Source organism: Sporosarcina trichiuri, from assembly GCF_030406775.1.
Lineage (GTDB): Bacteria > Bacillota > Bacilli > Bacillales_A > Planococcaceae > Sporosarcina > Sporosarcina trichiuri.
Genome location: NZ_CP129119.1, coordinates 1,675,253 through 1,701,284, shown reverse-complemented (window position 1 = coordinate 1,701,284; position 26,032 = coordinate 1,675,253). Strand labels below are relative to the sequence as shown.

Here is a 26,032-nt window from a genome sequence, read left to right as displayed (position 1 = left end):
GCTTTGTGATAGATGTCAAGTTATCGAACAAGGAAGCGTACTATCAGCAGACGCTTGAAAATATCCCATCCAAAACACCTTTTTCTGAGTTTTGGAGGAAGTTCAAGAAGCAGAAATTGGCTTTCCTGTCGTTTTTCTTTGTGATTTTCCTCATTATTATCGCGTTTGTCGGTCCTTTCATCACGCCTTACGATATTACAGAACCGGATTATGAGAATGTACTGTCCGGTCCGTCTGCCCAGCATTGGGCAGGGACCGATGCCTATGGGAGGGACATCTTCAGCCGGGTGCTGGCGGGAACGCAGATTTCCCTGTATGTCGGTCTCACATCGGTGCTTCTTGGTGCAATCGGAGGCACGTTCCTCGGTATCGTGGCAGGATACTATGGAAAGAGGATAGATTCAATTATCATGAGGATTTGTGATGTGCTCCTTGCGTTTCCCGGAATTCTGCTGGCGATAGGAATCATTGCTATTCTCGGCCCGGGCCTAGGCAACGTAATCATAGCGGTCGCTATATTCAGCGTGCCGATGTTCGCACGTATTGTGCGAAGTTCGACACTTGCAGTGAAGTCCACGTTATACATTGAAGCAACAAAATCTATCGGAACAAAACCAAATCGGATTATCTGGAAGCATATCTTTCCCGGAACAGTATCCAGTATCATCGTCTATTTCACGATGCGGATCGGCTCTGCCATCTTGACAGCAGCAAGTCTTAGTTTCCTAGGACTGGGCGCGCAGCCCCCTTCACCTGAATGGGGAGCAATGCTGAGTGGGGGACGCGACTACCTGAATATGGCTCCTCACGTGACGATTTTTCCAGGGCTCGCTATTTTCGTGACCGTTCTCGCATTCAATCTACTTGGTGACGGTCTAAGGGATGCGCTCGATCCGAAGATCAAAGAGTGATCACTCTATGCGTGAGGAGGAAACTGCTAATGAAGGAAAAAGTACTGCAGGTAAAGAATTTGCAGACGCATTTCAAGAGCGATGAGGGAACTGTAAAAGCTGTTGATGGTGTGTCTTTTGAAGTCGGCAAGGGTGAAACGCTTGGAATAGTCGGCGAATCGGGAAGCGGAAAAAGTGTAACCTCCCTGTCTATCATGAGGCTGCTGAAAGACACTCCGGGACAAATTGCCGGAGGGGAAATCCTGTACGAAGGAACAGACCTGACCAAGATTAGTGAACGGGAGATGAGAAAGATCCGCGGGAATGATATTGCGATGATTTTCCAGGAACCGATGACATCTCTTAATCCGGTTTACAAAATCGGCAGGCAGCTGGAAGAGTCCATCATCCTGCACATGAAGGTCTCCAAAAAAGCGGCCAGGGAACGTGCGGTCCAAATGCTGAAAGCCGTCGGGATTTCAAGACCGGAAAAGATTGTCCATGAATTTCCCCACCAGCTGTCAGGAGGGATGCGGCAGCGTGTCATGATTGCCATGGCCATGGCCTGCAATCCGAAAGTGCTGATCGCCGATGAGCCGACGACCGCCTTGGATGTCACAATCCAAGCACAGATTCTGGAACTGATGAAAAGTCTGACCAAGACAACAGATACGGCGATTCTCCTTATCACCCACGACCTTGGGGTTGTTGCGGAAATGTGTGACAGGGTGGTCGTTATGTACGGCGGCAGGGCAGTGGAAGAAAGTGATGTCGTTACGATCTTCACCAATCCGAAGCATCCATACACGCAGGGACTCTTGGAATCCATCCCTAAAATCGGGGAGCGTGTGAACCGGCTGCAGTCCATTCCGGGTAACGTCCCAATCCCATCACACATGCCGATGGGGTGCAAGTTTGCACCAAGATGCCCGTATGCCATGGATATTTGCTGGGAGAAGGAGCCGACCTTGGACAAAGTGACAACTAATCATTCCGTACGCTGCTGGCTGCATGAGGAGGTGCCGACAGATGAACCAGACCTTGTTGGAAGTACAGAACGTTAAAAAATACTTTCCGCTCCCATCGCGGCTGTTCAGCCGGAAAAAAGAGTTCGTCAAAGCAGTGGACGGCGTTTCGTTCACTGTTAACAAAGGCGAGACACTCAGTATCGTAGGGGAAAGCGGATGCGGCAAATCCACAACAGGCCGCATGATCATGAAACTGCTGGATATAACAGAAGGGAAAGTGCTGTTTGAAGGTCAGGATATAACCAATATGACGGATGACCAAATACGTCCCTTGAGGAAAGAGTTCCAGATGGTGTTCCAGGACCCATATGCTTCGCTTAATCCAAGACTCACTATAAAAGAAATTCTGGAAGAACCGCTGATTGTCCATAACTTCCATAAAGAGAACCGAAGCCAGCGGGTGACGGAGCTCCTGGAAACTGTTGGGCTCAGTCGCTATCATGCGGATCGGTATCCCCATGAATTCAGCGGCGGGCAGCGGCAGCGGATCGGCATAGCAAGAGCACTTGCAGTGAATCCGAAACTGATTATTGCAGACGAACCGGTATCCGCACTGGACGTCTCCATTCAATCACAAGTATTAAACCTGATGAAGGACCTGCAGGAAGAGTTCGGACTGACGTATGTATTCATCGCTCACGACTTAAGTGTAGTGGAGCATATTTCCGACCGGGTGGGTGTCATGTATCTGGGGCGTATGGTGGAATTGGCGAGCCGTGATGCACTTTTTGAGAAACCTCTCCATCCGTATACGAAGGCTCTTTTGAGCGCTGTTCCCATCCCGGATCCTACTGTAAGACGAGAACGGATCATCTTGAAAGGCGATATACCGAGTCCGGCGAATCCTCCATCAGGCTGCACCTTCCATACACGCTGTCCGTATGCCCAGGATATGTGTAAACTGAAAGTACCGGAATTCCGCGAACTGCATCCGGAACATTATGTGGCCTGCCACTATGCTGAGGAGCTTGAGAAAATATAACATGCAGAAACTTCATATTATCTCCATTCAAAAAGAATACTTAGACATCGTAGCCTATCAGCTGTTTGATATATTTGGCGATAAAATGGAGCTCTTTCCGATTACCCTGCAGCAACTGACAATGGAGACGGCAGCAGCAGGGGATCTGGTTGTTCTTTCCAAAGAAGTACTCAGAGGAATCACATCCCCATTCATCCCTGAATCATGTAAAGTGATCGTGGCGAACCGGGAGGTCAATATTGCCGCAGCCGAGAAATTGACAGAGCTGCCGAATGGCCAGCAGATCTTGATTATCAACGATACGATGGAACATTCAGAGGAAACCGTCGAATCACTGAAGCATATCTTTTATGAACATAGTTATCGAACGTACGACCCTTCTGGCGCAATCCCGGCGAATGTGGACTGGATTGTTACGCCGGGCGAATCCGAACTGGTGCCGGCGGTGTTCGAGAATGTCATCGACATCGGCCCAAGAACGCTGGATTACAGGACAGTCAAACAAATTGCTATGGAGCTTGGCAGTCCAATTCCGGAACTGGTGCTGATGAACCGGTACTTTAAATCTCAAGTCACGATAGCCCATAAGGCAATCAAAACGGGCACACAGCGGGAGAGGAAACCATCAGGCGGCATCGAACCTGATTCATGGAATAACTCCAAAATCGTATTCACAGCTGAAGATATAGAAATGATAAAAGAAAAGATCGAACGTATCGGATTTTTGGATGAAAGTCTGATGATCCTGGAAATCTACAAAGATGGCAAGGATGCATTTGAACTGTTAGGCCGGGCAAAAGTGAAGGACCGTCTTGCTGAAAGAGGGATCAGGCTTTCTGATCAGCAGCTGAGAGTCCGCCTTGAAGCGATGCAGGAAGAAAAATTGATAAACGCGCGTATCGGAAGAGGAGGAACAAGGATTTCGGAAAGAGGTGAATCATTCCTCGAATTTTTCAGAGATCCTAAAATAGCAGATTCATGAAAGAGCATGCGGGGAAGCTGTGACGCTCACTTCAGATGATTGGCTGAATTGCTGCCGTCTAATACGGGATCGGTGCTGTGTTTGCCAATTCAATCAGCGGAGGGGCTTTCGGAAAAGGAGGAAATGGACGTGAAGCCTTTGATCGGCATTACTTGCCACAATGACCTGGAATACCGCTATATACTGAACCATGCGTACGTCCAGTCGATTACAGAAGCAGGCGGGGTTCCTGTATTGCTCGCTATGGGAATGAAGACAGAGCCTGAACTGCTCGCTGAACGGCTGGATGGCTTGCTGCTGTCAGGCGGATTTGACGTAGATCCGCTATGTTATGGTGAAGAACCACATGGAATGCTTGGGGAAATATCACCAGGCCGGGACGCGCAAGAGCTGGAGCTTGCCCGAAAGTTCTTGGAAACTGATAAACCGGTCCTCGGTATCTGCCGCGGTCACCAAGTGCTGAATGTTGTACAAGGCGGGACACTGTACCAGGATATCTATTCGCAAAGGGATCGGGTACCGCTTCAGCATGCCCAGAAAGCGACGAGAGAGCACCTATCCCATAAAGTCACGGTCACGCCGGATTCCAGACTTGCCCAGATTTTCGGAGCACAGACGATATTGGTAAATTCGTTCCATCATCAGAGTGTCAAGGAGGTGGGAGAATCACTGGCTGTGACAGGTACCGCAAGTGACGGGATTATCGAGGCAATTGAAAGCAAAATCCATGCATTTGCGGTCGGTGTCCAGTGGCATCCCGAAAATACAGCTTGCGCAGGTGACATCTATTCCAAAAGGTTATTTAAAGCATTCGTATCGGCCTGCTGCAAGTAATTTACAGCGTAGTGAAATTGGGCACTCCGCATTCCTTAACATGAATATGGATGGTTAGTAACAGAATAACCGCCGATGGGCCATTACGGCTCACCGGCGGTTTCTTTCCGTTCGTCAGACAGAAGCCGACCGACGTTTCCTGCGGGCAAGGTACAGTATTCCTTCAATCAGTAAGACGATCACCAAGGAAATTCCGAACAGCGGCATCAGGACACCGAGGACGACCATCAGGATGATGAATCCTGCGGTGACCGGACGTCCGGCACGCGGCGGTGCGGACAGGCTGCCGGTTTTTTTGCGGACCAGCCACATCTGGAAGCCCTTGAATATCAGATAGAGGAACGCCAGGCAGACGAGCAGGTTGAGGATCTTGTTCGGCCAGCCGAACAGATGGCCCTCATGCAGCGGAATCCCCCATGTGAACCACTTGGCCAGGATGCCATACTCGCTGTAGCCGACGGTGGAAATCGGGTCCCCGCTGTACTGGTCGAAATAGGCGGTCATTTCATCGTACGGACTGACGTCGAGACCGGTCACCCCCGTGTTGCTGCCTTTCGAGACGATGAACACACCGTCCTCGGAAGACGGGGCAATGATGGTATATGGTTTCTCGATTCCCGCGTCCCTGGCTTTCCACAGCAGTTTTTCGATCAGGATACCGTTGCCGCCCATATCCATGCCGGGCATCTTGCCGCCTCCATGGTTCGCGTGAGGATCCGGTTCACCGGAAGACGGTGCCTCCTCTTTCCGGACGGCCCACGGGATCTCGCTCATATCCGATGCCGGCGGCTGCTGCTGGAGCAGTGGCGTGCCGATGGATGGATGATCCTGGGAAGCGGAATAGATGAAATCCCCCATGACCGCAGACCAGGGCAGGCCGGTGAAGATGATGACGAGCATCGGGATGGTGATGACGGTGCCGATCCAGGCATGCGTCCGTTTGATGGCGATCCGGCGCGCCGGTTTCTTCGGCTTCATCAGCGCCTTGCCGCGCCACGTCATATAGAGGCCGGACAGGAGCAGGAACACGGCCCAGCAGGCTGCCAGTTCCACGAGATAATTCACGACCGTGCCGCCGGCGAACAGGGAACTGTGGATATTGCGCATGATGTTGGCATACGTGTACTTGGCGTCCTGGGAGCCGACGATTTCATTATGTTCATCTAAAAATACGTATCGCTCTCCGCCGTCTTCGGACGCCAGTGTGAGCCGGGTGTTATACGGCTCCTCCATCATCATCACTTTGGTGATGTCATACCCGGGATTCTCATGCTGCACAAGGGAGATCCCTTCGTCGATCGTCAGCTGGTAAGTCTCTTCGCTGTTCCCGAAGAACAGGTCCTTGTAGGCGATGTTCTCCACATTCGTATAGAACAGGTAGCCGATGCCGCTCAAGGTGAGGGTGATCAGCAGCGGAGCCATGAACAGGGCGCCGTAGAAATGCCAGCGCCAGAAGCGGTTGTACGTTCGTTTTGCCATCCAGACACCTCCTTCTTCTTTCATATTGTGTTGCTTGTGCATTTCCAGGTTTCCCGGCTGCCGGACCGGTCCTTGGAAAACACGATAGTTTTTTATAGCATGCAGTTGTGAGCGTTCGGTGAACTCCTTGAAACGTTTTCAGCTGTAATGCCAGAATAAAAAATGTTTGCAGCGGCCGTCTGGAGGGCAGTGGTTAACCAAAAGGATGAAAGAGGGAGACAGATGGACATATTCACAATCGGACATTACAACCATACGGAAGAAGAGTTCATACGCCTGCTGCAGGAGGCGGAAATCGAGCAGCTCGTGGATGTCCGGTCGTTTCCGGGCAGCCGGAAGTTTCCGTGGTTCACGAAAGACCGGATGGCCGACTGGCTGCCGCAAGCTGGCATCGGGTATGTACATATGGAGGAACTCGGCGGACGGCGGCCGACGTCGCAGCTCATTTCCCCGGCGCTCAATGCCGGTTGGCACAATGAGTCTTTCCATAATTATGCGGATTACACGCTGTCCCATTGTTTTGCGGAAGGCATTGACCGCCTGGAACACACGGCGGCCCGGAAACGGACGGCCTATTGCTGTTCGGAACGGCACCCTGCCCGCTGCCACCGGCTGCTGATCAGCAACTGGCTGGCTGTCCGGGACTGGTCGGTCACACATATCGTTCCGGACCGGGACGGCACCGGTGAACTGGTACCCCATGAACTTGGGAAATGGGGTGCCATGCCGATCATCGAGGAGGATGAAACAGTTGTCTATCCTCCCCTGGAGTCGTGAAATGAATCAAGTGATGAGAACAGTCCTGGGAGGGGCTGTTTTTTCTATGCCGATTTATCTATGGACAGGCGTCTTGGATATGTCTTCCTGCACAGTCAGGAAGTTCACTTTACTGCCGGAAAGACGCATAGCCGGCCGGCGGGTACAATGATACGATTAGTTTGAAAACTGGAATTCTTTCAGGGGACATTTTGCATTTGTGAGACTTCCAAAACAATGAAGGAGCGTGAGGGAATGCACGGTCGGACGGGAAAGAGATGGATGAATTCATTGCTGGCGGCAACATTGGCAGCGAGTGCAGCGGCGCCGGCACTATCAGTACAGGCAGCTGAAGCACCTGCAGCATTGGCAGCGGATCTGCTCATCTCGGAGTATGTTGAAGGATCGGGTTACAACAAGGCGATTGAACTGTATAACGGGACTGGAACATCCATCGATCTGGCGGGGTATTCCATTGAAATGTATGCAAATGGAGGGATAAAGCCGACGAGCAGTCTCGCATTAACAGGGACTCTTGAACATGGCAGGACGTATGTCATTGTCCATAATCAGGCTCCTGCCGAATTACAGGCGAAGGGTGATTTTATAACAGGGGGCGTCACCAACTTCAATGGCGATGATGCGCTTGTACTCAAGAAAGGCGATGGGGTCATCGATTCATTCGGACAAGTCGGGGCTCAGGAGAAATGGGGTGTTGACGTCACACTCGTCCGCAACGCCGATGTCCTGAAAGGGAATGCAGCATTCGATGAACCATTCGACCGGTCAAAAGAATGGACGGTCTATCCGAAAGACACATTCGATCACCTCGGCACACATGACCTGGATGGTACAGGTGAAACGGATCCCGCCGAACCGGAAGTGCCGGCTGATGTACTAAGCATTGCCGATGCCCGTGCACTCCCTGCCGGACAGGAAGTAACTGTGAAAGGGGTCGTCACAGCAAAACTGAAGAACACGATTTCCATCCAGGATGGGACAGGCGGTCTGGCCGTCCGTCCGACGAGCCTCGCTGCAGAGGTGGGGGACGTAGTGACCCTCACAGGTAAGCTGACCGACTATCGCGGACTGCTGCAGCTTGACGGCGCAAAACTCGTGGAGAAATCTGCGTCCGCCGTACCGGAAGCGAAAAAAGTGACGGGTGCGGACATCGGTGAAACGACGGAATCCCAGCTTGTGACCGTGCATAACGTCACCCTGTCCGATAAGGCGGCAGGCCCTGGGTGGGCGAACTTCATTGCGACGGATGGTGCGGAATTCACCGTCCGGGATGAAACCGATTCACTCGGACTGCAGGCGGGCATGACGTATGATTCGATCACCGGCATCGTCCAGCAGTTCGATGATATCTATCAAGTCATTCCGCGTGGAGCGGGAGATATTGTGGAAGATGCCTCCGTCGTCCAGCCGGTCACTGCGGATCCGGGAAGCGGGACATTCATAGACGGGGTCAACGTGACACTGACAACAGGCACCGCCGATGCGGAGATCCTCTATACGCTGGATGGGACCGATCCGGTGAAGAACGGCGCAACCTATGCATCACCGCTGGAAATCACGGATGATGTCCAGCTGAAGGCGGTCGCCAAGACAGCGGACGGCCGGACATCGATTGTCCAGACGTTCGATTACTTCATCACGGATGCGCTGAAGATCCATGACATCCAGGGACCGGGTCACGACTCGCCGTTCGCGGGACAGACTGTGGAAGGCATCAAAGGGATCGTGACGTACAAATATGTCATCCAGGGATCGACGTACTACCATATCCAGACGCCGGATAATGAGCGGGACGGTGATCTGCGTACGTCCGAAGCGATCGTTCTGTACAGCGGCAAGGATACATGGAACCTGAAGGAAGGCGATCTGGTATCGGTCGGCGGCCAGGTGAGCGAATACGCGATCGATGGCTATTCCGACCGCCAGGAGACCGATCTGAAAACGACGCAGATCAACGTCCGGAACGACCGGGGCGGTACTGTGGAGATTCTGGAACGCGGCGTCAAGCTGCCGGAACCATTCGTGATCGACGAATCGAACCTGCCGAAAGATGCTATCCTGAGCGAAGGGCTGAAGGAATTCGATCCTGCGAAATACGCAGGCGATTTCTGGGAGAGCCGGGAAGCGATGCGCGTCCAGGTCGGTGATGTGAAAGCGGTCGGTCCGCAGCAGCACGGAGATCTTGCGACTGTGTTCGGAAGCCGGAAAACGGACACGAAGAACGGCGGCGTCCTGCTTCGGAAGGACAAGCCGAACGCGGATCTTATCCAGTTCCGACTTGAGCCGAATACGACCGCCCGCAATTTCGAAGTGGCGACGGGCGACAAGTTCAAGGGACCGATCGTCGGCGTGGTCGGGTATTCATTCCAGAACTATAAGATCTTCGTCGGCTATGAGGAGATGCAGGACAAGTACGTGAAAGGATCTGCTGTACCGGAAATGACGACCATCGTGAAAAATCCGGAGAAGCTGACGATTGCGTCGTACAACTTGGAGAACTTCTCGAACAACCGTAAAACGACGTCAGATGATAAGGCCGGGAAACTCGCGCGGGCGATCGCCAACGACATGCACAGTCCGGATATTGTCGGCGTAACGGAAGTGCAGGACAACAACGGACCGGATGCCGGCGGACCGGAAGCGAATGAAAGCTATGAGCGCCTGATCCAGGCGATCGTGGAAGCGGGCGGTGTGAAGTATGAGTATGCCAACATCGATCCGGTCAACAACGAAGACGGCGGGCAGCCGAATGCGAATATCCGCGTCGGGTTCCTGTACAATCCGGAGCGTGTTTCGTTGAAAGACGGAGCGCCGCATGGGGATGCCGTGACACCGGTCGGCTATGAGAACGGCAGTCTGACCGTGAACCCGGGACGGATCGATCCGAAGAACCCGGCGTTCGCAAGCAGCCGGAAACCGCTTGCCGCGGAATTCACATTCGACGGCGAGGATGTTATCGTGATCGCGAACCATTGGAACTCGAAAGGCGGAGACACGCCGCTGTTCGGCGCGGTCCAGCCGCCAGTGTATAACAGTGAGATCCAGCGGAAGAAAGTCGCGCAGATCGTTCACGATTTCGTGGCGGATGTGAAGACGAAGAACCCGGACGCCAATATCGTGTCCGTCGGTGACTACAACGACTTCCAGTTCTCTGATGCGCTTCAGATCTTTGAAGGCGACCTGATGACGAACCTTGTGAAAAAGGTGCCGGAAGCCAGCCGTTATTCGTATGTCTACCAGGGGAATTCGCAAGTTCTCGACCACGTACTTGTTTCGAACAATCTTGCAGATGACGCGGAGATCGATATGCTGCATGTGAATGCGGATTATACAGATATGGCAGGCCGCGCGAGCGACCACGATCCGGTTCTTATCCAGCTTGCGCTGAAAACGAAAGATGTGGAAAAGCCGTTCGAATGGGGGAACGTACCGATATCGAAATATTACTTCCTGCTGAATTACAAGAAACCGAGCCTCACGGTGGATGCGAAAGGGGCGTCGGTCACAATGGACTTCCGCTCCCGCGTCAAGCAGGGAATCACATTGAGCGGACAGTATGCGTTGCTGAGCGGTCTCGGATTCGCGAGCAATCAGGTGATTTTGAAGCCTGGTGAGAACGGGCTGACTGTCGACACGAAGTGGACCGTGCAGGGGGATGTTGTCGTGGATGGCACGAACCCGGTGCGTATCTTCGGAGCGGAGAATGTGCTGAAACTCCGCTATATCAACGGAGCCTCCGCAGACAATGTGGAATTCTACGACCGCTATGGCCGTAAACTGGCGAAACCCGGCATCCAGTGGCCATGGTTCGGAAAAGTCAGCTGAATAGGGCATTTCAAGGAAAGAGCGGCGCATCGTGCACCGCTCTTTCTTTTTGGGCTGGGTGCATGGGGCGGCGGGGGCATATCGGACAAAACCCGGGAGGTATCGGACATATGGCGCGTAGTATCGGACACTTGCCGGGAGGTATCGGACAAATCACGCGGCATATCGGACACTTCGCTGAATTTATCGGCATCTGGACACAATTCTACACAAAACAGCAGCCGGCCCACGCCGGGCAGGCTGCTGTTCATAGTTCTTGAATCACTGCTGCAGAAACCCATGCTGGCCGGCTGTCCACAGATCCCGGAACGCCCGGTTGACAGGGGACGTTTCCAGCACCGCCTGCATGCCGAGACGGCGGAAGAGCTGGACGGCACAATCCGTTGCAATATCGGTGCTTTCGATACAGACGGCGGACAGCTGATCAAGTTCATGATCATCGAGCGTGCCCTCCAAGTGCATCTCCCAGCGGCGGGACACTGCTGTGTGGAACAGCTGCTCGGCCTCATTGAACCGGTGCTGCTGCTCTTTCAGCAGACGCATCGTGACCGCGATCTTTTCGGCTGTCCATCTCTCCTTCGCGGTCTCCGCAAGATGATGGGCCTCTTCCATGAAACGGCCGGCAATTCCGAGGCATACCGCTGCGAACGACACTTGGGAGAACTGGACAAATGGGAACGAGTGGACCGGCAAGCCGATCGAATTCTGTTTATCCGCCACTGAAAACGTCCGGTCATATGGGACAAATGCGTCGGTGACACGTATCGTATGGCTGCCTGTCCCTTTCAGTCCGAACGCATTCCAGTCCGGGATGATCTCCACCTGATCGGGCATGAAGATACAGGCGCGCATTTCGTCTGTTTCTTCGCCATCCCGCCAGATGATCGTATTTGCGGTGAACATGGAGGCGTACGGAGCGCCGCTGCAGTACCGCCATTCTCCGGTCACCCGGTACCCGTCGCCCTCGGCATGCGCTCTGCCTGTTGCATAGCCGCTCCCTGCGATAACAGCATCTTCCGGTTTGAACAGCTCCTCCGCCTGTGAGCCGGTCATATTTTCAAGGAACATATTGCCGCCCGAACCGATCGTGACGAGCCACCCGAACGAACCGTCCAGCCGGGCACTCTCCTCAAACACTTCTGCAGCTTCAGGCAGACTCAGCGCGCGGCCACCCAGATTTTCCGGCAGGAAAAGTTTAAACAGTTTCTCGTCATATGCGATCTGCAGGACATCCTCCGGCAGCGTCCGTCTCTCTTCGATCTCCAAAGAAGCACTGCGGATAATCTTCTGTACGTTTTCATCTAGCAATGGAATCATCCTTCCTTTTTTCTGATGTGCTGAATGCACTGCAAAAAAACAACTTGTTTAGTGCATCAATTTGCCTGTTTTCCTATGAAACTTTGAAAAGGCTTACAATATGCTTCTGTCAAGGTTTGTCGGCTATTGGAACTCCTATGAAACTATGCTATCTTTAAGATGATCGAAAACTCTAAATTGAAAGGGAGATGAAGCATGTCCTTCATGAAGAAGCTGGGATTCAGCTTACTCGTCGCGCTGGTGGCACTCGGCAGTTTGATTATACCCCAAAATGCCAATGCTGCTAAACACGATGAGGCAACTCGGGGCGAGTTCGTCCAGAAAGTTGTCACTGCACTTAACTTGGAAACAGGGGATGGGACGTCGATCACATTCAAAGACGTCGACAAACAATTGGCACCGTACGTGGAAGCCGCTGTAAAGGCCGGTTTGGTGCATGGCCGCTCAGCGACCGTGTTCGACACGAACGGCTCGCTGACGCGTGAGCAGGCATTCGTCATCGCTGCACGTGCGTCAAAAACAGATAAAAAGTACCCGATGACACTTCTTGACCGCTTCAAGGACAAGCGTGACTTCGGTGCTTCGCTGCGTCCGGAAATGGCGAAAAGTATCGGACTCGGCCTGATGAAAGGCTATGCAGATCATACGGCACGGCCGAAACAGGCTGTCATGAAAAACGAAACACGCGCAATCGTCAACCGTCTTGTGAAAGTGAGCCAGCAGAACCCCGGCACACCTGATACAGACGACGCAACAGTTGCACTGCGTGTCCTCGGCACGACCGATCTTCATATGAACCTCGTCAATTATGATTACTACCAGGACAAAGAAGTACAGGATTACGGACTCGCAAAAGTCGGCGTGCTGATCGACCAGGCGCGCTCCGAAGTGGCGAACACATTGCTGTTCGATAACGGGGACCTCATCCAGGGAACGCCGCTCGGCACATACGAAGTCAGTGTCGATCCGCTGAAAAAAGGGGACGTGCATCCTTCATTCGCAGCGATGCAGGCACTCGATTATGATGTGATGTCATTAGGGAACCACGAATTCAACTATGGTCTCGACTACTTGGATCAAGTCATCGAAACTGCCGGTTTCCCAGTCATCAATGCAAACGTCTATGATGCGAAGACAGGCAAGAACCGTTACACACCTTACGTCATGCTTGATAAGCAGGTGACGGACACGAAAGGTGCGAAACACAATCTGAAAATCGGCGTGATCGGCGTTGTTGCACCAGGGATCCTCCGTTGGGACGGTGCCCTTCTCGAAGGCAAAGTTACGGTGGAAGATGCAGCAGATTCTGTTGAAAAATTCCTTCCTGAAGTCCAGAAGCAAGGCGCAGACATTGTATTTGTCATCGCCCACTCTGGGATCGGAGATGAACACCACGAGAAAAACAAAGATGACGTGACATGGCAGATCTCTGCAATGGACGGTGTGGACGGCGTCCTGACTGGTCACAACCATGCGCTGTTCCCTGGCGACTTCGAAGACACGAAGAACGCCAACCAGGTACAGGGCACGCTGAACGGCACACCGGTCGTCATGCCGGGTAAATTCGGCAGCCACCTCGGCTTGCTGGATTATGAATTGAAATTGAAAGACGGCAAATGGACAATTGTTTCCGGCAAGGGATCGCTGCGCCAGGTCGACAAGGATTCGACTGAAGTGCATCAGGGTGTCATGGATGCCGTTAAGAAATCACATGAAGGCACACTCGACTATGTCCGCACCCCGGTTTCCAAAACGACAGCGGATATTACCAGCTACTTTGCATTGGTGAAGGATGATCCATCCATCCAAATCGTGAATAATGCACAGAAAGCGTATGTAGAAGAGCAGATCAAAGGCACTGAGTATGCAAATCTGCCTGTATTATCCGTCGGAGCGCCGTTCAAAGCGGGCGGCCGATACGGATCAGACTATTACACGGATATTCCGGCCGGCGATATCGCCATCAAGAACATGGCCGATCTCTATGTATTCGACAACACGATGACTGCGCTCGTCATGACAGGAGCCGATGTGAAGGAATGGCTCGAGATGTCCGGCGGTCAGTTCAACCAGATCGACCCGTCGAAATCGGGTGAGCAGGATGTGCTTAATCCGAACTACCGGTCGTACCTGTTCGACGTGATCGATGGCGTCACGTACGAGTATGATGTCACACAGCCGAACAAGTATGATACGGCAGGAAAAGTAGTCAACAAAGATGCGAACCGCGTCAAGAACCTCCAGTTCAACGGCAAGCCGATCGACCTCGATCAGAAATTCGTCGTTGTGACGAACAACTACCGTGCGAGCGGCGAGTTCCCGGGTGTCCGGGATGCGATCGATTCAATCGCGTATGAGTATGAGAACCGGGAAGCGATTGTCGACTATATGAAGGCGAATAACCCGCTTGACCCGTCAGCGGACAATAACTGGTCCATCCAACCGGTACCGGGTGCGAAAGTGATCTTCGAAACGTCCGAAAAGGGCAAGAAGTACATCGGTGATGACGCACGCATCAAGTACATCGCACCGACGAAAGACGGCTATGCGAAGTACGAACTGAAGTAAGTGGACAGCGGGACTGCACCGGAAATCAGCTGAATGATTCTCCGGGCAGTCCCTTTTGCTGCAGACGGAAACCACATCAATTACAGAAAGGAAGCGGAAAATGACTATAGTGAAAAAGATTGCAATCAGTCTGCTGGCACTGCTTGTCGTGGCGGGAGGACTGTTCATACCTCAACCTGCAAAAGCGGCAAACCAGCAGGAGGCGGAGCGCGGGGAATTCATCCAGAAAGCAGTGACGGCATTGAATCTGCCGATGGGCGACGGTTCTTCCATCACGTTCAAAGATGTGGACAAACAGCTGGCGCCTTATGTCGAAGCCGCTGTAACTGCAGGGCTTGTACACGGCCGCTCGGCGTCTGTGTTCGATCCGCATGGTCCGCTGACGCGCGAGCAGGCATTCGTCATCGCAGCACGAGCTGCCAAGACGGAAAACACCTACTCGCTCAAGCTTCTCGACCGTTTCAAAGACAAGCGGGACTTCGGTGCATCACTGCGTCCCGAAATGGCAAAAAGCATCGGACTCGGGATCATGAAAGGCTATGCGGATAAAACAGCGAAGCCGAAACAGCCGGTCATGAAAAATGAGATGCGCGCCATCGTCAGCCGGCTTGTGAAAATGAGCCAGCAATATCCGGGGACTCCCGATAGCGGCGATGCGACTGTCGCATTCCGCATCATGGGAACGACGGATATCCATACGAACCTCATGAACTATGATTATTATCAGGATAAGACGATACAGGACTACGGATTGGCGAAAACCGGTGTATTGATCGATGAAGCACGGGCAGAAGTGAAAAACTCCCTGCTGTTCGACAATGGGGACCTGATCCAGGGCACGCCGCTCGGCTCCTACAAGGTGAAGGAGAGCCCGCTGCAAAAAGGTGAAGTCCACCCGACGGTCGCCGCGCTCAATGCACTCGATTATGACGTCATGTCATTGGGGAACCATGAGTTCAACTTCGGCCTGGACTATCTGGACAACGTCATAGAAGGCGCTGATTTCCCTGTATTGAATGCAAATATCTATGATGAGAAGACCGGGAAGAACCGCTTCACTCCATACGTCATCCTGGATAAGGATCTCATGGATTCAAAAGGCAAGACACATGCCATCAAGATTGGTGTGATCGGTGTCGTTGCGCCGGGCATCATGCGGTGGGATGGCGCTCACCTGTCAGGGAAAGTCCGGGCAGAGGATGCGGCGGATACAGTAGAGAAGTTCATCCCCCAAGTGAAAAAAGAAGGCGCGGACCTGGTGTTCGTGATCGCCCATTCGGGAATCGGTGATGAACATCATGAGAAGAACGAGGATGACGTCACTTGGCAGATTTCCGCATTGGATGGGGTTGACGGTATTCTGACGGGCCACAACCATGCGAAATTCCCAGGTGACTATGCAGATGTTAAGAACACTGACATGAAGCAGGGGACGATCAACGGCACGCCTGTCGTCATGCCGGACCGGTTCGGCACACACCTCGGCCTCCTCGATTACGAGCTGAAACTAGCGGACGGCAAGTGGACTGTCGTATCCGGAAAAGGTTCCTTGCGAGAAGTCCACAAAGAGTCGGATGAAGTGAACCAGAAAGTCGTCGATGCCGTCAAAGAAGCACATGAAGGGACGCTTGGCTACATCCGTACACCGGTGTCAAAGACGACTGCACCGCTGACAAGTTACTTCGGTCTTGTGCGTGATGACTCGTCCATCCAGATTGTGACGGAAGCGCAGAAGCATTATGTAAAAGAACACATGAAAGGAACGGAGTATGACAAGCTGCCTCTCCTGTCCGCAGGATCTCCGCTGAAATTTGGAGGCCGCTACGGATCGGATTATTATACGGACATTCCGGCTGGAGACGTGAGCATTAAAAACATGGCCGATCTGTATGTATATGACAATACAGTGGCGGCTGTCGTCTTAAAAGGCCGCGACATCAAAGAATGGCTCGAAATGAGTGCGGGCGCATTCCGTCAGGTGGATCCGGCGAAAGCGGAAGAGCAGAATATCCTGAACGAAAACCATCGCTCCTACAATTTTGACGTGATCGATGGACTGACATATGAAATCGATCTGACGGAACCTGCCAAATACGACAGCAAGGAAGGCAAATTGCTGAACGAGAATGCGAACCGCATTAAAAATCTTCAATACGAAGACAAGCCGATCGATCCCGATCAGGAATTTGTCGTCGTGACGAATAACTACCGCGGCAGCGGCAACTTCCCGGGTGTCCGGAATGCAAAAGACGTCATCTTCTATCAGGATGAAAACCGGGAAGCCATCATCGACTACTTGGCCGATCAGGAGCAGATCGATCCGAAAGTGGACAATAACTGGTTCATCCAGCCGGTCGACGGTGCAAAAATGATTTTCGAAACCTCTGTCCGAGGCAAAGAACACATTGGGAATGACCCGCGTATCAAGTTCCTTGAGAATACGAAAGACGGCTATGCGAAGTACGAATTGAAATAACCAGAAAAGCGGAATGGGACACAGGTTTGTGTTCCTTTCCGCTTTTTCAATTCAATCATCTCCGCGGACAATCACTCATCCACGCCATATAAAAAAGACAGCCGGCGCTTTCGCACGTGTGCTGTCTTTTATATATATAGGGCCATCAGGCAGACACCGCTTTCCCGTCTTGGTGGCATATGATTCAACGATAATCAGTGTATAAAGCAAAGCAGACTGCGTTTATCCACTTCATGTCTCAGCAAGTCGATAAAATCGGCAGACAAATCGAGCTCCATGGCTTTCATATAAGATTCAATCAGCAGGTCGTCGGGAAGTATGTTCACAGCACGTCACCTTCTTTCAGCAGTGATTCTGAATTTCCCCAGTTGCAGGGAAAGCGGGTTGTGTATAACTTATCAGATAAAAGAAAAAAGAACAACCGTTCGACTATCCACACGAACCTGTGGGGGACATGTGGACAAGCTGTGTGAAACAGTAGTGAACACTATGCGGATGGGGTGGATGACGTGGAGAAAGTTATCCACATATGTGGATGTAGCGAATTTTGTCGAAAAGTATTTAGGATGCACAAGAATATAACTAGAAATTTTTTTACGAAAAAAACTGTTATGCGATATATCGCGCTATGACAACATTGTAAGCGTATACATTTTAACGACCAATTCAAAATTGAACGATAATTTAAAAAACACTGTTGACTCTTGATTTCTTTCGCTATATGATTACAACAATCTAATTCAGCGGGCGGCGCAGAAGCAGCCGCAGCCCCGCTGGAATCCTGTCCACCCGCTGGTGCCACTGCAAGGAGTGACGTGTAATGAGAAGTGACATGATCAAGAAAGGCGTCGACCGGGCGCCGCATCGGAGCCTGCTGTATGCAACGGGGGTCCGATCGAGAGATATGGAGAAACCGTTCATCGGTGTCTGCAACTCATATATCGATATCATCCCGGGACATATGCACTTGAACAAGTTTGCGGAAGTCGTGAAAGAGGCAATTCGTGAAGCAGGGGGCATCCCGTTTGAATTCAATACAATCGGTGTCGATGACGGAATTGCGATGGGGCACATCGGTATGCGGTACTCACTGCCGAGCCGGGAACTGATCGCAGATTCCGCGGAGACGGTCATCAACGCACATTGGTTCGACGGTGTCTTCTACATCCCGAACTGCGACAAGATCACCCCCGGCATGCTGATGGCGGCTGTGCGGACCAATGTCCCATCCGTCTTCGTTTCAGGCGGCCCGATGGAAGGCGGGACTTCCGCCGACGGCAAACCGCTTTCCCTCGTTTCCGTATTCGAAGGTGTCGGCTCCTACAAACAGGGGTCGATGACAGCGGAAGAACTGCTCGACATCGAGCAGAGCGCCTGTCCGACATGCGGCAGCTGCTCGGGAATGTTCACTGCGAACTCCATGAACTCCCTGATGGAAATGCTCGGCCTCACAGTACCTGACAACGGAACGATCGTCGCGACTTCCGACGAACGCCACCGGCTCATCAAAGAAGCGGCACAGCACCTCGTCCGGATGGTCAAGGAAGACATCAAACCCCGGGACATCATCACGAAAGAGACGATCGATGATGCATTTGCACTGGACATGGCGATGGGCGGGTCAACCAACACGGTTCTCCACACGCTTGCAATCGCGCACGAAGCGGAAATCGAATACGACGTCCGGGATATCAACGAAGTCGCCAAACGGATTCCGTATTTGTCCAAAATCAGTCCGGCCTCCGATTATACAATGCATGACGTCCACCTGGCAGGCGGCGTCAGCGCCATCATAAAAGAACTTTGTGAGATTGAAGGGGCGGTCCATCCCGATCGGATAACGGTGACCGGTAAATCCCTCTATGAAAATGTGAAAGACCGGCCGATTAAGAACGATGAGGTGATCCGCCGGAAAGAGAATGCCTACAGTCCTGTCGGAGGGCTTTCCGTCCTCTTCGGCAACATCGCACCGGACGGCGGTGTCATCAAAGTCGGCGCGGTCGACCCTTCCATCAAGGAATTCAGGGGGGAAGCGATCGTTTTCGATTCACAGGAAGCGGCCCAGGAAGGCATCGATGACGGCACCGTCCAGGAAGGCCATGTCGTCGTCATCCGCTATGAAGGACCGAGGGGCGGTCCGGGAATGCCGGAAATGCTGGCACCGACTGCGGCGATTGCCGGAAGGGGGCTCGGCACGAAGGTGGCCCTGATCACGGACGGCAGATTCTCGGGCGCTTCCCGCGGGATCTCGATCGGCCACATTTCACCGGAAGCTGCGGACGGCGGTCCGATTGCACTTGTGGAGAACGGGGATGTCATCGCCATCGATCTGACAAACCGGACGATCGAGCTGGAAGTGGATGATGAAGAACTCGCTGCCCGGAAGGAAAATTTGAAACCGTTCGAGTTGAAGATCCAAAAGGGATATTTGGCACGCTATGCGAAACTCGTTACGTCTGCAAGTACAGGCGGTGTCATGAAAGTTTAATAGTGAACTCGATGATGAGGCAAAAGTGATTGGAATCCTGCATTTACAGAGAGCCGGCGGTGCTGGAAGCCGGTAATGCAGCCGACGCGATATCCCCTCGGAGTGGACAGCTGAACCAAGTAGGCGGTCCCGGACAGCAAATGTCCGTTAGGCAAAAGGACACGGAAATCATTCCGCGTCCATGAGGCGGCGACTTCTGCCGTGAACAAGGGTGGTACCATGAAAGCTTTTTCATCCCTTGCGCAAGCTTTTTGCGCGGGGTTGGAAAAGCTTTTTGTTTTGGAAGAGATACAGGGACAACAGGTAAAAGGAGAGATGCAAATGAGTACGGACTTGAAGGCGAATACGGCGGCGGACAGGGCGGAGGCTGATTTCCCGGCCATGCGGCCCGCAACAGGATCCGATGTCCTGATCCGTTCATTGAAAGAACAGCAGGTGGAGATCATCTTCGGCTATCCGGGCGGGGCCGTGCTCCCGATCTACGATGCGCTCTACAAACAGCCGATCCGGCACATTCTCGCAAGGCATGAGCAGGGAGCAATCCACGCAGCGGAAGGGTATGCCCGTGTCTCAGGAAAACCGGGTGTCGTCATCGCGACTTCAGGTCCCGGAGCAACCAACCTGGTCACAGGAATCACGGATGCCATGATGGATTCCCTGCCGCTCGTCGTCTTCACAGGCCAGGTCGCCTCAGGAGTGATCGGGACCGATGCGTTCCAGGAAGCGGACATCATCGGCATCACCCAGCCGATCACGAAGCATAATTACCAGGTGAGCCGGGTGGAAGATCTTCCGAGGATTATTAAAGAAGCCTTCCATATCGCGTCGACCGGCCGTCCCGGACCCGTCGTCGTCGACATCCCGAAAGACATTGCCACCGCCTCTGCGGAACATGTGCCCGATTCACCGGCTGTTCTCTGTCTGCCGGGCTACCAGCCGACATTCTATCCGAATTATTTGCAGATCCAGAAAACCGTTTCACTGCTTGCGGAAGCGAAACAGCCGGTCATCCTGGCAGGGGCAGGTGTCCTTCACGCTCACGCGACCGAGGAATTGCGTCAATTTGCGGAAGCTTCCCGGATCCCGGTTGTGAATACGCTGCTCGGACTCGGCAGCATCCCGGGCGGCCATGAGCTCGCCCTCGGCATGGCGGGCATGCACGGCACCTATACCGCCAACATGGCGCTCAGCGAATGTGATGTGCTGCTCAACATCGGAGCGCGGTTCGATGACCGTCTTACGGGGAACCTCAGCCGGTTTGCGCCAAATGCAACAGTTATCCATATCGATATCGATCCAGCGGAAATTGGCAAGAACGTGCCGACCGATGTACCGATCGTCGCCGATGCGAAAGAGGCGCTGAATGCGCTGCTGAAGCAGTCGAAAGAGAAATCCGATACGTCGGCATGGCTCGAAAAACTCGGCCAGCTGGCGAACGACTGCCCGCTCTGGTACGAGGAAGACGCAGAGCATATCCTGCCCCAGCAGGCACTGGAATTGATCCACACCATCACGGAAGGAAATGCCATCGTCACGACGGACGTCGGCCAGCATCAGATGTGGACGGCTCAATATTACAGCCTCAACCACGCAGACCGATGGGTGACGTCGGGCGGACTCGGGACGATGGGCTTCGGTTTCCCGTCTGCGATCGGTGCACAGCTCGCCAAACCGGACGCAAAAGTCATTTCCATCGTCGGAGACGGAGGCTTCCAGATGACCGCACAGGAATTGTCGCTGCTCCAGGAGCTAAGAATCCCTGTAAAAGTCGTCATCCTGAACAACGAAGCGCTCGGCATGGTGCGGCAATGGCAGGAGACATTCTACGAGGAGCGCTATTCCCAATCGCTCATTCCCGTGCAGCCGGACTTCGTGAAATTGGCGGAAGCGTACGACCTGAAAGGCTACCGCATCCGGACCATGCAGGAAGCGGAAATGGTGTTCAGGGAAGCGCTGCTGTCCGACGAACCGGCCGTCATCGACTGCCGTGTGAAGCGGCTGGAGAATGTCTATCCGATGGTCGCACCAGGCAGAGGAATCCAGGAGATGTTAGGAGTGAGCGCCCCATGAAGCGAGTCATCACCGTAACCGTCATCAACCAGAGCGGCGTGCTGAACCGTGTCACCGGCCTGCTCATGAAACGCCAGTTCAATATCGAAAGCATCACTGTCGGGCATACGGAACAGCCCGGCATGTCGAAGATGACATTCATCGTCCATGTGGAGGATGAGCGTAAGATCGAGCAGCTCGTCAAACAGCTGCAGAAGCAGATCGACGTCATCAAAGTGACGGACATCACAGACAAGTCGATCGTCCTCCGGGAACTCGCACTTGTGAAAGTCAGTTCCCCTCCTCACGCGCGAGGGGAGATGAACAGTCTGGTCGAACCGTTCCGGGCATCGGTTGTCGACTCCGGAAAAAATATCGTGACGTACCAGGTCACAGGTGATCCTGAAAAGATCGATGCGTTCATCGACCTGCTGAGACCATACGGCATCAAAGAACTGACGCGCACAGGAACCGCCGCTTTCGTACGGGAAGTACAGAAAGCACCATCGCCGCTGCTGTCGATCCTGAAATGACAGCCAGACCATGTGAACAATGAAATGCCTATAAACATCCAAACCCCTTTAGGAGGAATTCACAATGACAAACATGTATTACAACCAGGACATCAATGAGAACGTATTAGCAGGCAAGAAAATCGCAGTGATCGGGTACGGTTCACAAGGTCATGCACATGCCCGGAACTTGAAAGACTCCGGGTTCGATGTTGTGGTCGGCGTACGGCCCGGGAAATCATTCGACAAAGCGGAAGAGGACGGCCTGGATGTAAAAACCGTCGCAGAAGCTGCACAGGAAGCGGATGTCATCATGCTGCTGCTGCCCGATGAGCGCCAGAAGCAAGTGTATGAAGAAGAAATTGCACCGAATCTTTCAAAAGGCAAAGCGCTCGCATTCGCGCATGGGTTCAACATCCATTTCAAACAGATCCAGCCGCCGGAAGACGTCGATGTATTCCTCGTCGCGCCAAAAGGGCCGGGACATCTCGTGCGCCGGACATTCGAAGCAGGAGCCGGCGTGCCCGCACTGTTCGGCGTCTATCAAGATCCGTCAGGCACCGCCCGTGAAACGGCACTCGCCTATGCGAAAGCGATCGGCTCTGCACGCGGCGGCGTACTTGAGACATCATTCGAAGAGGAGACGGTGACCGATCTGTTCGGCGAACAGGCTGTGCTCTGCGGCGGACTCACGTCACTCATCAAGGCAGGTTTCGAAACACTTGTCGAAGCAGGATACCAGCCGGAACTCGCCTATTTCGAAACACTCCATGAAACGAAACTTATCGTCGATCTCATGTACGAAGGCGGTATGGCTGGAATGCGCTACTCCGTATCCGACACAGCGGAATGGGGCGACTTCGTATCCGGGCCGCGTGTCATCGATGCCGATACGAAAGGGCGGATGAAGTCGATCCTCGATGATATCCAGTCCGGCAAATTCGCGAAAGAATGGATTGCAGAGAACGAGAACGGACGTCCGAACTTCAATCGAATCGAGCAGGAAGAAGCGGCACATCAGATCGAGGAAGTAGGTGAGAAGCTCCGGGCAATGATGCCGTTCGTGGAAAAAGGATTGAAAAAAGAGGAAGAGGTGACGGCAGGTGCGGCAAATTGACTTTTTCGATACGACGCTCCGGGACGGTGAACAATCTGCAGGCATCAATCTGAACACTGCGGAAAAATTGAAGATTGCACGCCAGCTCGAGAAATTCGGTGCCGCGGTGATCGAAGCGGGATTCCCCGCTTCCTCACCCGGGGATTTCGAAGCCGTCAAACTGATTGCAGATACTGTGAAACAGTCGACGGTCACGGGACTTGCACGGGCTGTGAAGAGCGATATCGATACGTGCTGGGAAACGCTGAAAGGCGGCGAACAGCCGCACATCCACGTATTCCTCGCCACGTCACCGATCCACATGGAGTACAAATTGAAAAAGACGCCTGAACAGGTCGTGGAAACCGCCGTGAATGCGGTCAAGTATGCGCGGGCCAAATTCCCGCTCGTGCAATGGTCTGCGGAGGACGCATTCCGGTCGGATCCCGCCTTCCTCGTCCGGATCCTGAATGAAGTCATCGCAGCCGGTGCGACAACCGTCAACATCCCGGATACGGTCGGCTACGCATCACCGCAGGAATACGGAGCATTGTTCAGATTCCTGAAGGAGAACGTCCGCGGCATCGACCGGGTGAAGCTGTCCGCCCACTGCCACAACGATCTCGGCATGGCTGTCGCAAACTCGATTGCAGCCATCGAAAACGGGGCCGACCAAGTCGAAGGGACAATCAACGGCATCGGGGAACGGGCAGGCAACGCAGCGCTTGAAGAGATTGCAGTCGCCCTCCATATCCGGAAAGACCTGTATCAGCTTGGGAGCCGCATCCAGCTAGGTGAAATCAAACGAACGAGCGAACTCGTCAGCCGGCTGACAGGGGTCGCCGTCCAGCCGAACAAAGCGGTCGTCGGGAAAAACGCCTTCGCCCACGAGTCGGGCATCCATCAGGACGGCATGCTGAAGAACCCGGAGACGTACGAAATCATCACACCGGCCCTGATCGGTGCCACCGCCGAACCGCTGGCCCTCGGCAAGCACTCGGGCCGTGCAGCATTCAAGGACCGGGCCGTCTCCCTCGGGTTCGAACTGAATGAAGAGCAGCTGAATGCCGCGTTCCGGGAGTTCAAGGATCTTGCGGATAAGAAGAAAGAAATCACGGAAGACGACCTGTTCGTCATCTACACGAAACAGCAGCTGGAAGAGACGGAGACACCGATCTATTCATTGAAAAATATCCAGGTCCAGTACGGAACGAACAATGTTCCGACCGCGACAGTATCAGCTGTCACGCCGGAAGGCAAGGAAGTGAACGTTGCGACGACGGGAGCAGGTTCCGTGGAAGCGATCTTCAATACACTGGAGCTCCTTGTCGAGGGGGATGTCCACATTCTCGATTACCAAGTATCATCGATCGGAAAAGGCCGGGATGCACTCGGCCAGGCGGTCGTCAATCTGGAGTTCAACGGGACACAGATGACCGGCCGCGGCATCGCACAGGACGTCCTGGAGGCGACCGCAATCAGCTATCTCAACGCCATCAACCGCCAGCTCGTGCGGGAGGATCTTGAAAGCAGACGCCAGCAGGCAGTGCTGACCGTATTGTGAAAAACAGAAGGAGGAGACGACGATGGAAAAACGTATTGCAGTATTGCCGGGTGACGGAATCGGTCCGGAAGTCACGTCAAGTGCAGTGAAGGTGCTGGAAGTCATCGCAAGAAGGTTTCATCACACATTCGAGTTTGTCCACGGCGCGATCGGAGGGGCGGCAGTCGACGAATTCGATGCACCGCTGCCTGATGCGACAATTGCGGCGTGTGAGCAGAGCGATGCGATCCTGCTTGGTGCCGTCGGCGGTCCGAAGTGGGACAGCGAGCCTGCAGAAAGACGGCCGGAAAAAGGGCTGCTCGGTATCCGGAAACATTTCGGCCTGTTCGCCAATATCCGCCCGGTGAAAGCAGTGCCTGCTCTCCTCCATCAGTCTCCTCTGAAAGAAGAACGCGTAAAGGAAGTCGACCTCGTCATCATGCGGGAGCTGACAGGCGGACTGTATTTCGGCGAACCGAGCCGGAGGACAGCGGAATCGGCTGTCGACACGCTTGTCTATACGAGAACTGAAATTGAGAGAATCGTGCGGGCGGCGTTCGAACTGGCACGCACACGCAGCAGGAAGGTCACATCTGTCGACAAAGCGAATGTGCTGCAGTCGAGCCGGCTCTGGCGGGAAGTGGTCGATGAGGTGAAAGCGGACTATCCCGACGTTCACACCGAGCATCAGCTCGTCGACTCCGCCGCGATGAAACTGATCACCAGCCCGGGGTCGTTCGATGTGATCGTCACGGAGAACATGTTCGGTGACATCCTGAGCGACGAAGCGTCGGTCATCACGGGATCACTCGGTCTCCTGCCATCTGCAAGTGTCCGGTCGGATGGGTTCGGTCTATACGAACCTGTCCACGGTTCTGCGCCTGACATTGCGGGGAAAGGATTCGCCAACCCGGCAGCCGCCATCCTGTCCGCAGCGATGATGCTGCGGCAGTCGTTCGGCTTGGAAGAGGAAGCAGCCGCAGTGGAGCTTGCCGTCCGGACGGTTTACGAAGAAGGGCATTTCACAGCGGACCTTGCCACAAAAGGCATCCGGCCGCTGTCCACAGCAGAATGGGCAGACCGCGTTGCAGAAGAAGTCGATGTCCAATCCGTATCGAACAGCATCATGTTTTCCTACGTATAAGGAGACGGGCCGCAGGATCCTGCGGGCATATCACGGAAAGGG

Annotated in this window: 18 protein-coding genes and 1 other annotated feature; of the genes, 15 read left to right on the top strand and 3 right to left on the bottom strand. The window is 53.5% G+C overall.

The genetic code is table 11. The features are described 5' to 3' along the window. Window positions 1–8: 8 nt before the first annotated feature. The 5 genes from QWT68_RS08855 to QWT68_RS08835 all read left to right on the top strand — a co-directional run bounded on the left by QWT68_RS08855 (window position 9) and on the right by QWT68_RS08835 (window position 4,716). Window positions 9–911 (top strand): ABC transporter permease subunit, encoded by a 903-nt coding sequence (locus QWT68_RS08855; RefSeq protein WP_082023437.1) that lies wholly within the window; start codon window positions 9–11, stop codon window positions 909–911. 29 nt (window positions 912–940) lie between these two features. Continuing rightward, the gene (locus QWT68_RS08850; RefSeq protein WP_040287325.1) at window positions 941–1,954 is read left to right on the top strand and encodes an ABC transporter ATP-binding protein; all 1,014 of its coding nucleotides are present in this window, start codon (window positions 941–943) and stop codon (window positions 1,952–1,954) included. After that, window positions 1,920–2,900 (top strand): ABC transporter ATP-binding protein, encoded by a 981-nt coding sequence (locus QWT68_RS08845; protein WP_290147927.1) that lies wholly within the window; start codon window positions 1,920–1,922, stop codon window positions 2,898–2,900. The genes QWT68_RS08850 and QWT68_RS08845 overlap by 35 nt, the downstream gene beginning before the upstream one ends. 1 nt (window position 2,901) lies before the next feature. After that, window positions 2,902–3,882 carry a winged-helix domain-containing protein gene (locus tag QWT68_RS08840; protein WP_040287323.1) on the top strand — a complete coding sequence of 327 codons (981 nt, stop codon included), beginning with the start codon at window positions 2,902–2,904 and terminating at the stop codon, window positions 3,880–3,882. A 123-nt stretch (window positions 3,883–4,005) separates the two neighbouring features. After that, on the top strand, window positions 4,006–4,716 hold the full coding sequence (locus tag QWT68_RS08835) for a gamma-glutamyl-gamma-aminobutyrate hydrolase family protein (protein ID WP_348539781.1): 711 nt from the start codon (window positions 4,006–4,008) through the stop codon (window positions 4,714–4,716). 114 nt (window positions 4,717–4,830) lie between these two features. On the opposite strand, the gene QWT68_RS08830 is transcribed toward QWT68_RS08835, so the two are convergent. Continuing rightward, complete coding sequence (locus QWT68_RS08830; protein WP_290147923.1) at window positions 4,831–6,195, bottom strand: PepSY-associated TM helix domain-containing protein; 1,365 nt, start codon at window positions 6,193–6,195, stop codon at window positions 4,831–4,833. A gap of 222 nt (window positions 6,196–6,417) precedes the next feature. Between QWT68_RS08830 and QWT68_RS08825 the strand changes: the two genes are divergently transcribed. Both QWT68_RS08825 and QWT68_RS08820 read left to right on the top strand, forming a co-directional pair. Beyond that, window positions 6,418–6,972 (top strand): DUF488 domain-containing protein, encoded by a 555-nt coding sequence (locus QWT68_RS08825; protein ID WP_290147922.1) that lies wholly within the window; start codon window positions 6,418–6,420, stop codon window positions 6,970–6,972. A 261-nt stretch (window positions 6,973–7,233) separates the two neighbouring features. Further along, window positions 7,234–10,797, top strand: a complete 3,564-nt coding sequence (locus QWT68_RS08820) for a DUF8508 domain-containing protein (protein ID WP_290147921.1) — start codon at window positions 7,234–7,236, stop codon at window positions 10,795–10,797. 261 nt (window positions 10,798–11,058) lie between these two features. Here QWT68_RS08820 and QWT68_RS08815 read toward each other — a convergent pair whose 3' ends face one another. Beyond that, window positions 11,059–12,105 (bottom strand): acyl-CoA dehydrogenase family protein, encoded by a 1,047-nt coding sequence (locus QWT68_RS08815; RefSeq protein ID WP_052461824.1) that lies wholly within the window; start codon window positions 12,103–12,105, stop codon window positions 11,059–11,061. A gap of 213 nt (window positions 12,106–12,318) precedes the next feature. Here QWT68_RS08815 and QWT68_RS08810 point away from each other — a divergent pair, with 213 nt between their 5' ends. Then, window positions 12,319–14,682 carry a bifunctional 2',3'-cyclic-nucleotide 2'-phosphodiesterase/3'-nucleotidase gene (locus QWT68_RS08810; protein ID WP_290147919.1) on the top strand — a complete coding sequence of 788 codons (2,364 nt, stop codon included), beginning with the start codon at window positions 12,319–12,321 and terminating at the stop codon, window positions 14,680–14,682. A 100-nt stretch (window positions 14,683–14,782) separates the two neighbouring features. Then, the gene (locus QWT68_RS08805; protein ID WP_290147917.1) at window positions 14,783–17,158 is read left to right on the top strand and encodes a bifunctional 2',3'-cyclic-nucleotide 2'-phosphodiesterase/3'-nucleotidase; all 2,376 of its coding nucleotides are present in this window, start codon (window positions 14,783–14,785) and stop codon (window positions 17,156–17,158) included. A gap of 194 nt (window positions 17,159–17,352) precedes the next feature. Here the strand turns inward: QWT68_RS08805 and sda are convergent, their stop codons facing one another. Next, window positions 17,353–17,484 (bottom strand): sporulation histidine kinase inhibitor Sda, encoded by a 132-nt coding sequence (gene sda / locus QWT68_RS08800; protein ID WP_082023370.1) that lies wholly within the window; start codon window positions 17,482–17,484, stop codon window positions 17,353–17,355. Window positions 17,485–17,978: 494 nt separating this feature from the next. Here sda and ilvD point away from each other — a divergent pair, with 494 nt between their 5' ends. The 6 genes from ilvD (at window position 17,979) to leuB (ending at window position 25,990) form a co-directional block, all read left to right on the top strand. Next, entirely contained in the window at window positions 17,979–19,646 is a 1,668-nt protein-coding gene (ilvD, locus tag QWT68_RS08795; RefSeq protein WP_290147916.1) for a dihydroxy-acid dehydratase, read from the top strand. 2 nt (window positions 19,647–19,648) lie between these two features. Continuing rightward, window positions 19,649–19,888, top strand: a binding site (T-box leader). 79 nt (window positions 19,889–19,967) lie between these two features. Beyond that, on the top strand, window positions 19,968–21,716 hold the full coding sequence (ilvB, locus tag QWT68_RS08790) for an acetolactate synthase large subunit (protein ID WP_431312203.1): 1,749 nt from the start codon (window positions 19,968–19,970) through the stop codon (window positions 21,714–21,716). Next, window positions 21,713–22,228, top strand: coding sequence for an acetolactate synthase small subunit (ilvN, locus tag QWT68_RS08785; protein ID WP_290147915.1), 516 nt, complete (start codon window positions 21,713–21,715; stop codon window positions 22,226–22,228). Before ilvB ends, ilvN begins: the two co-directional genes overlap by 4 nt. Window positions 22,229–22,292: 64 nt before the next feature. Further along, a complete protein-coding gene (ilvC, locus tag QWT68_RS08780; protein ID WP_290147914.1) occupies window positions 22,293–23,324 on the top strand; it encodes a ketol-acid reductoisomerase in 1,032 nt (343 codons plus the stop codon). Continuing rightward, window positions 23,311–24,867, top strand: a complete 1,557-nt coding sequence (locus QWT68_RS08775; protein WP_290147913.1) for a 2-isopropylmalate synthase — start codon at window positions 23,311–23,313, stop codon at window positions 24,865–24,867. Before ilvC ends, QWT68_RS08775 begins: the two co-directional genes overlap by 14 nt. A 22-nt stretch (window positions 24,868–24,889) precedes the next feature. Then, on the top strand, window positions 24,890–25,990 hold the full coding sequence (gene leuB / locus QWT68_RS08770) for a 3-isopropylmalate dehydrogenase (RefSeq protein ID WP_040287147.1): 1,101 nt from the start codon (window positions 24,890–24,892) through the stop codon (window positions 25,988–25,990). Window positions 25,991–26,032 lie beyond the last annotated feature (42 nt).

Coding starts and splice junctions, on each gene's coding strand:
- QWT68_RS08850 (WP_040287325.1), top strand. CDS start 941: ATGAAGGAAAAAGTACTGCAGGTAAAGAATTTGCAGACGCATTTCAAG.
- QWT68_RS08845 (WP_290147927.1), top strand. CDS start 1,920: ATGAACCAGACCTTGTTGGAAGTACAGAACGTTAAAAAATACTTTCCG.
- QWT68_RS08840 (WP_040287323.1), top strand. CDS start 2,902: ATGCAGAAACTTCATATTATCTCCATTCAAAAAGAATACTTAGACATC.
- QWT68_RS08835 (WP_348539781.1), top strand. CDS start 4,006: ATGGACGTGAAGCCTTTGATCGGCATTACTTGCCACAATGACCTGGAA.
- QWT68_RS08830 (WP_290147923.1), bottom strand. CDS start 6,195: ATGGCAAAACGAACGTACAACCGCTTCTGGCGCTGGCATTTCTACGGC.
- QWT68_RS08825 (WP_290147922.1), top strand. CDS start 6,418: ATGGACATATTCACAATCGGACATTACAACCATACGGAAGAAGAGTTC.
- QWT68_RS08820 (WP_290147921.1), top strand. CDS start 7,234: ATGAATTCATTGCTGGCGGCAACATTGGCAGCGAGTGCAGCGGCGCCG.
- QWT68_RS08810 (WP_290147919.1), top strand. CDS start 12,319: ATGAAGAAGCTGGGATTCAGCTTACTCGTCGCGCTGGTGGCACTCGGC.
- QWT68_RS08805 (WP_290147917.1), top strand. CDS start 14,783: ATGACTATAGTGAAAAAGATTGCAATCAGTCTGCTGGCACTGCTTGTC.
- ilvD (WP_290147916.1), top strand. CDS start 17,979: ATGAGAAGTGACATGATCAAGAAAGGCGTCGACCGGGCGCCGCATCGG.
- ilvB (WP_431312203.1), top strand. CDS start 19,968: ATGAGTACGGACTTGAAGGCGAATACGGCGGCGGACAGGGCGGAGGCT.
- ilvN (WP_290147915.1), top strand. CDS start 21,713: ATGAAGCGAGTCATCACCGTAACCGTCATCAACCAGAGCGGCGTGCTG.
- ilvC (WP_290147914.1), top strand. CDS start 22,293: ATGACAAACATGTATTACAACCAGGACATCAATGAGAACGTATTAGCA.
- leuB (WP_040287147.1), top strand. CDS start 24,890: ATGGAAAAACGTATTGCAGTATTGCCGGGTGACGGAATCGGTCCGGAA.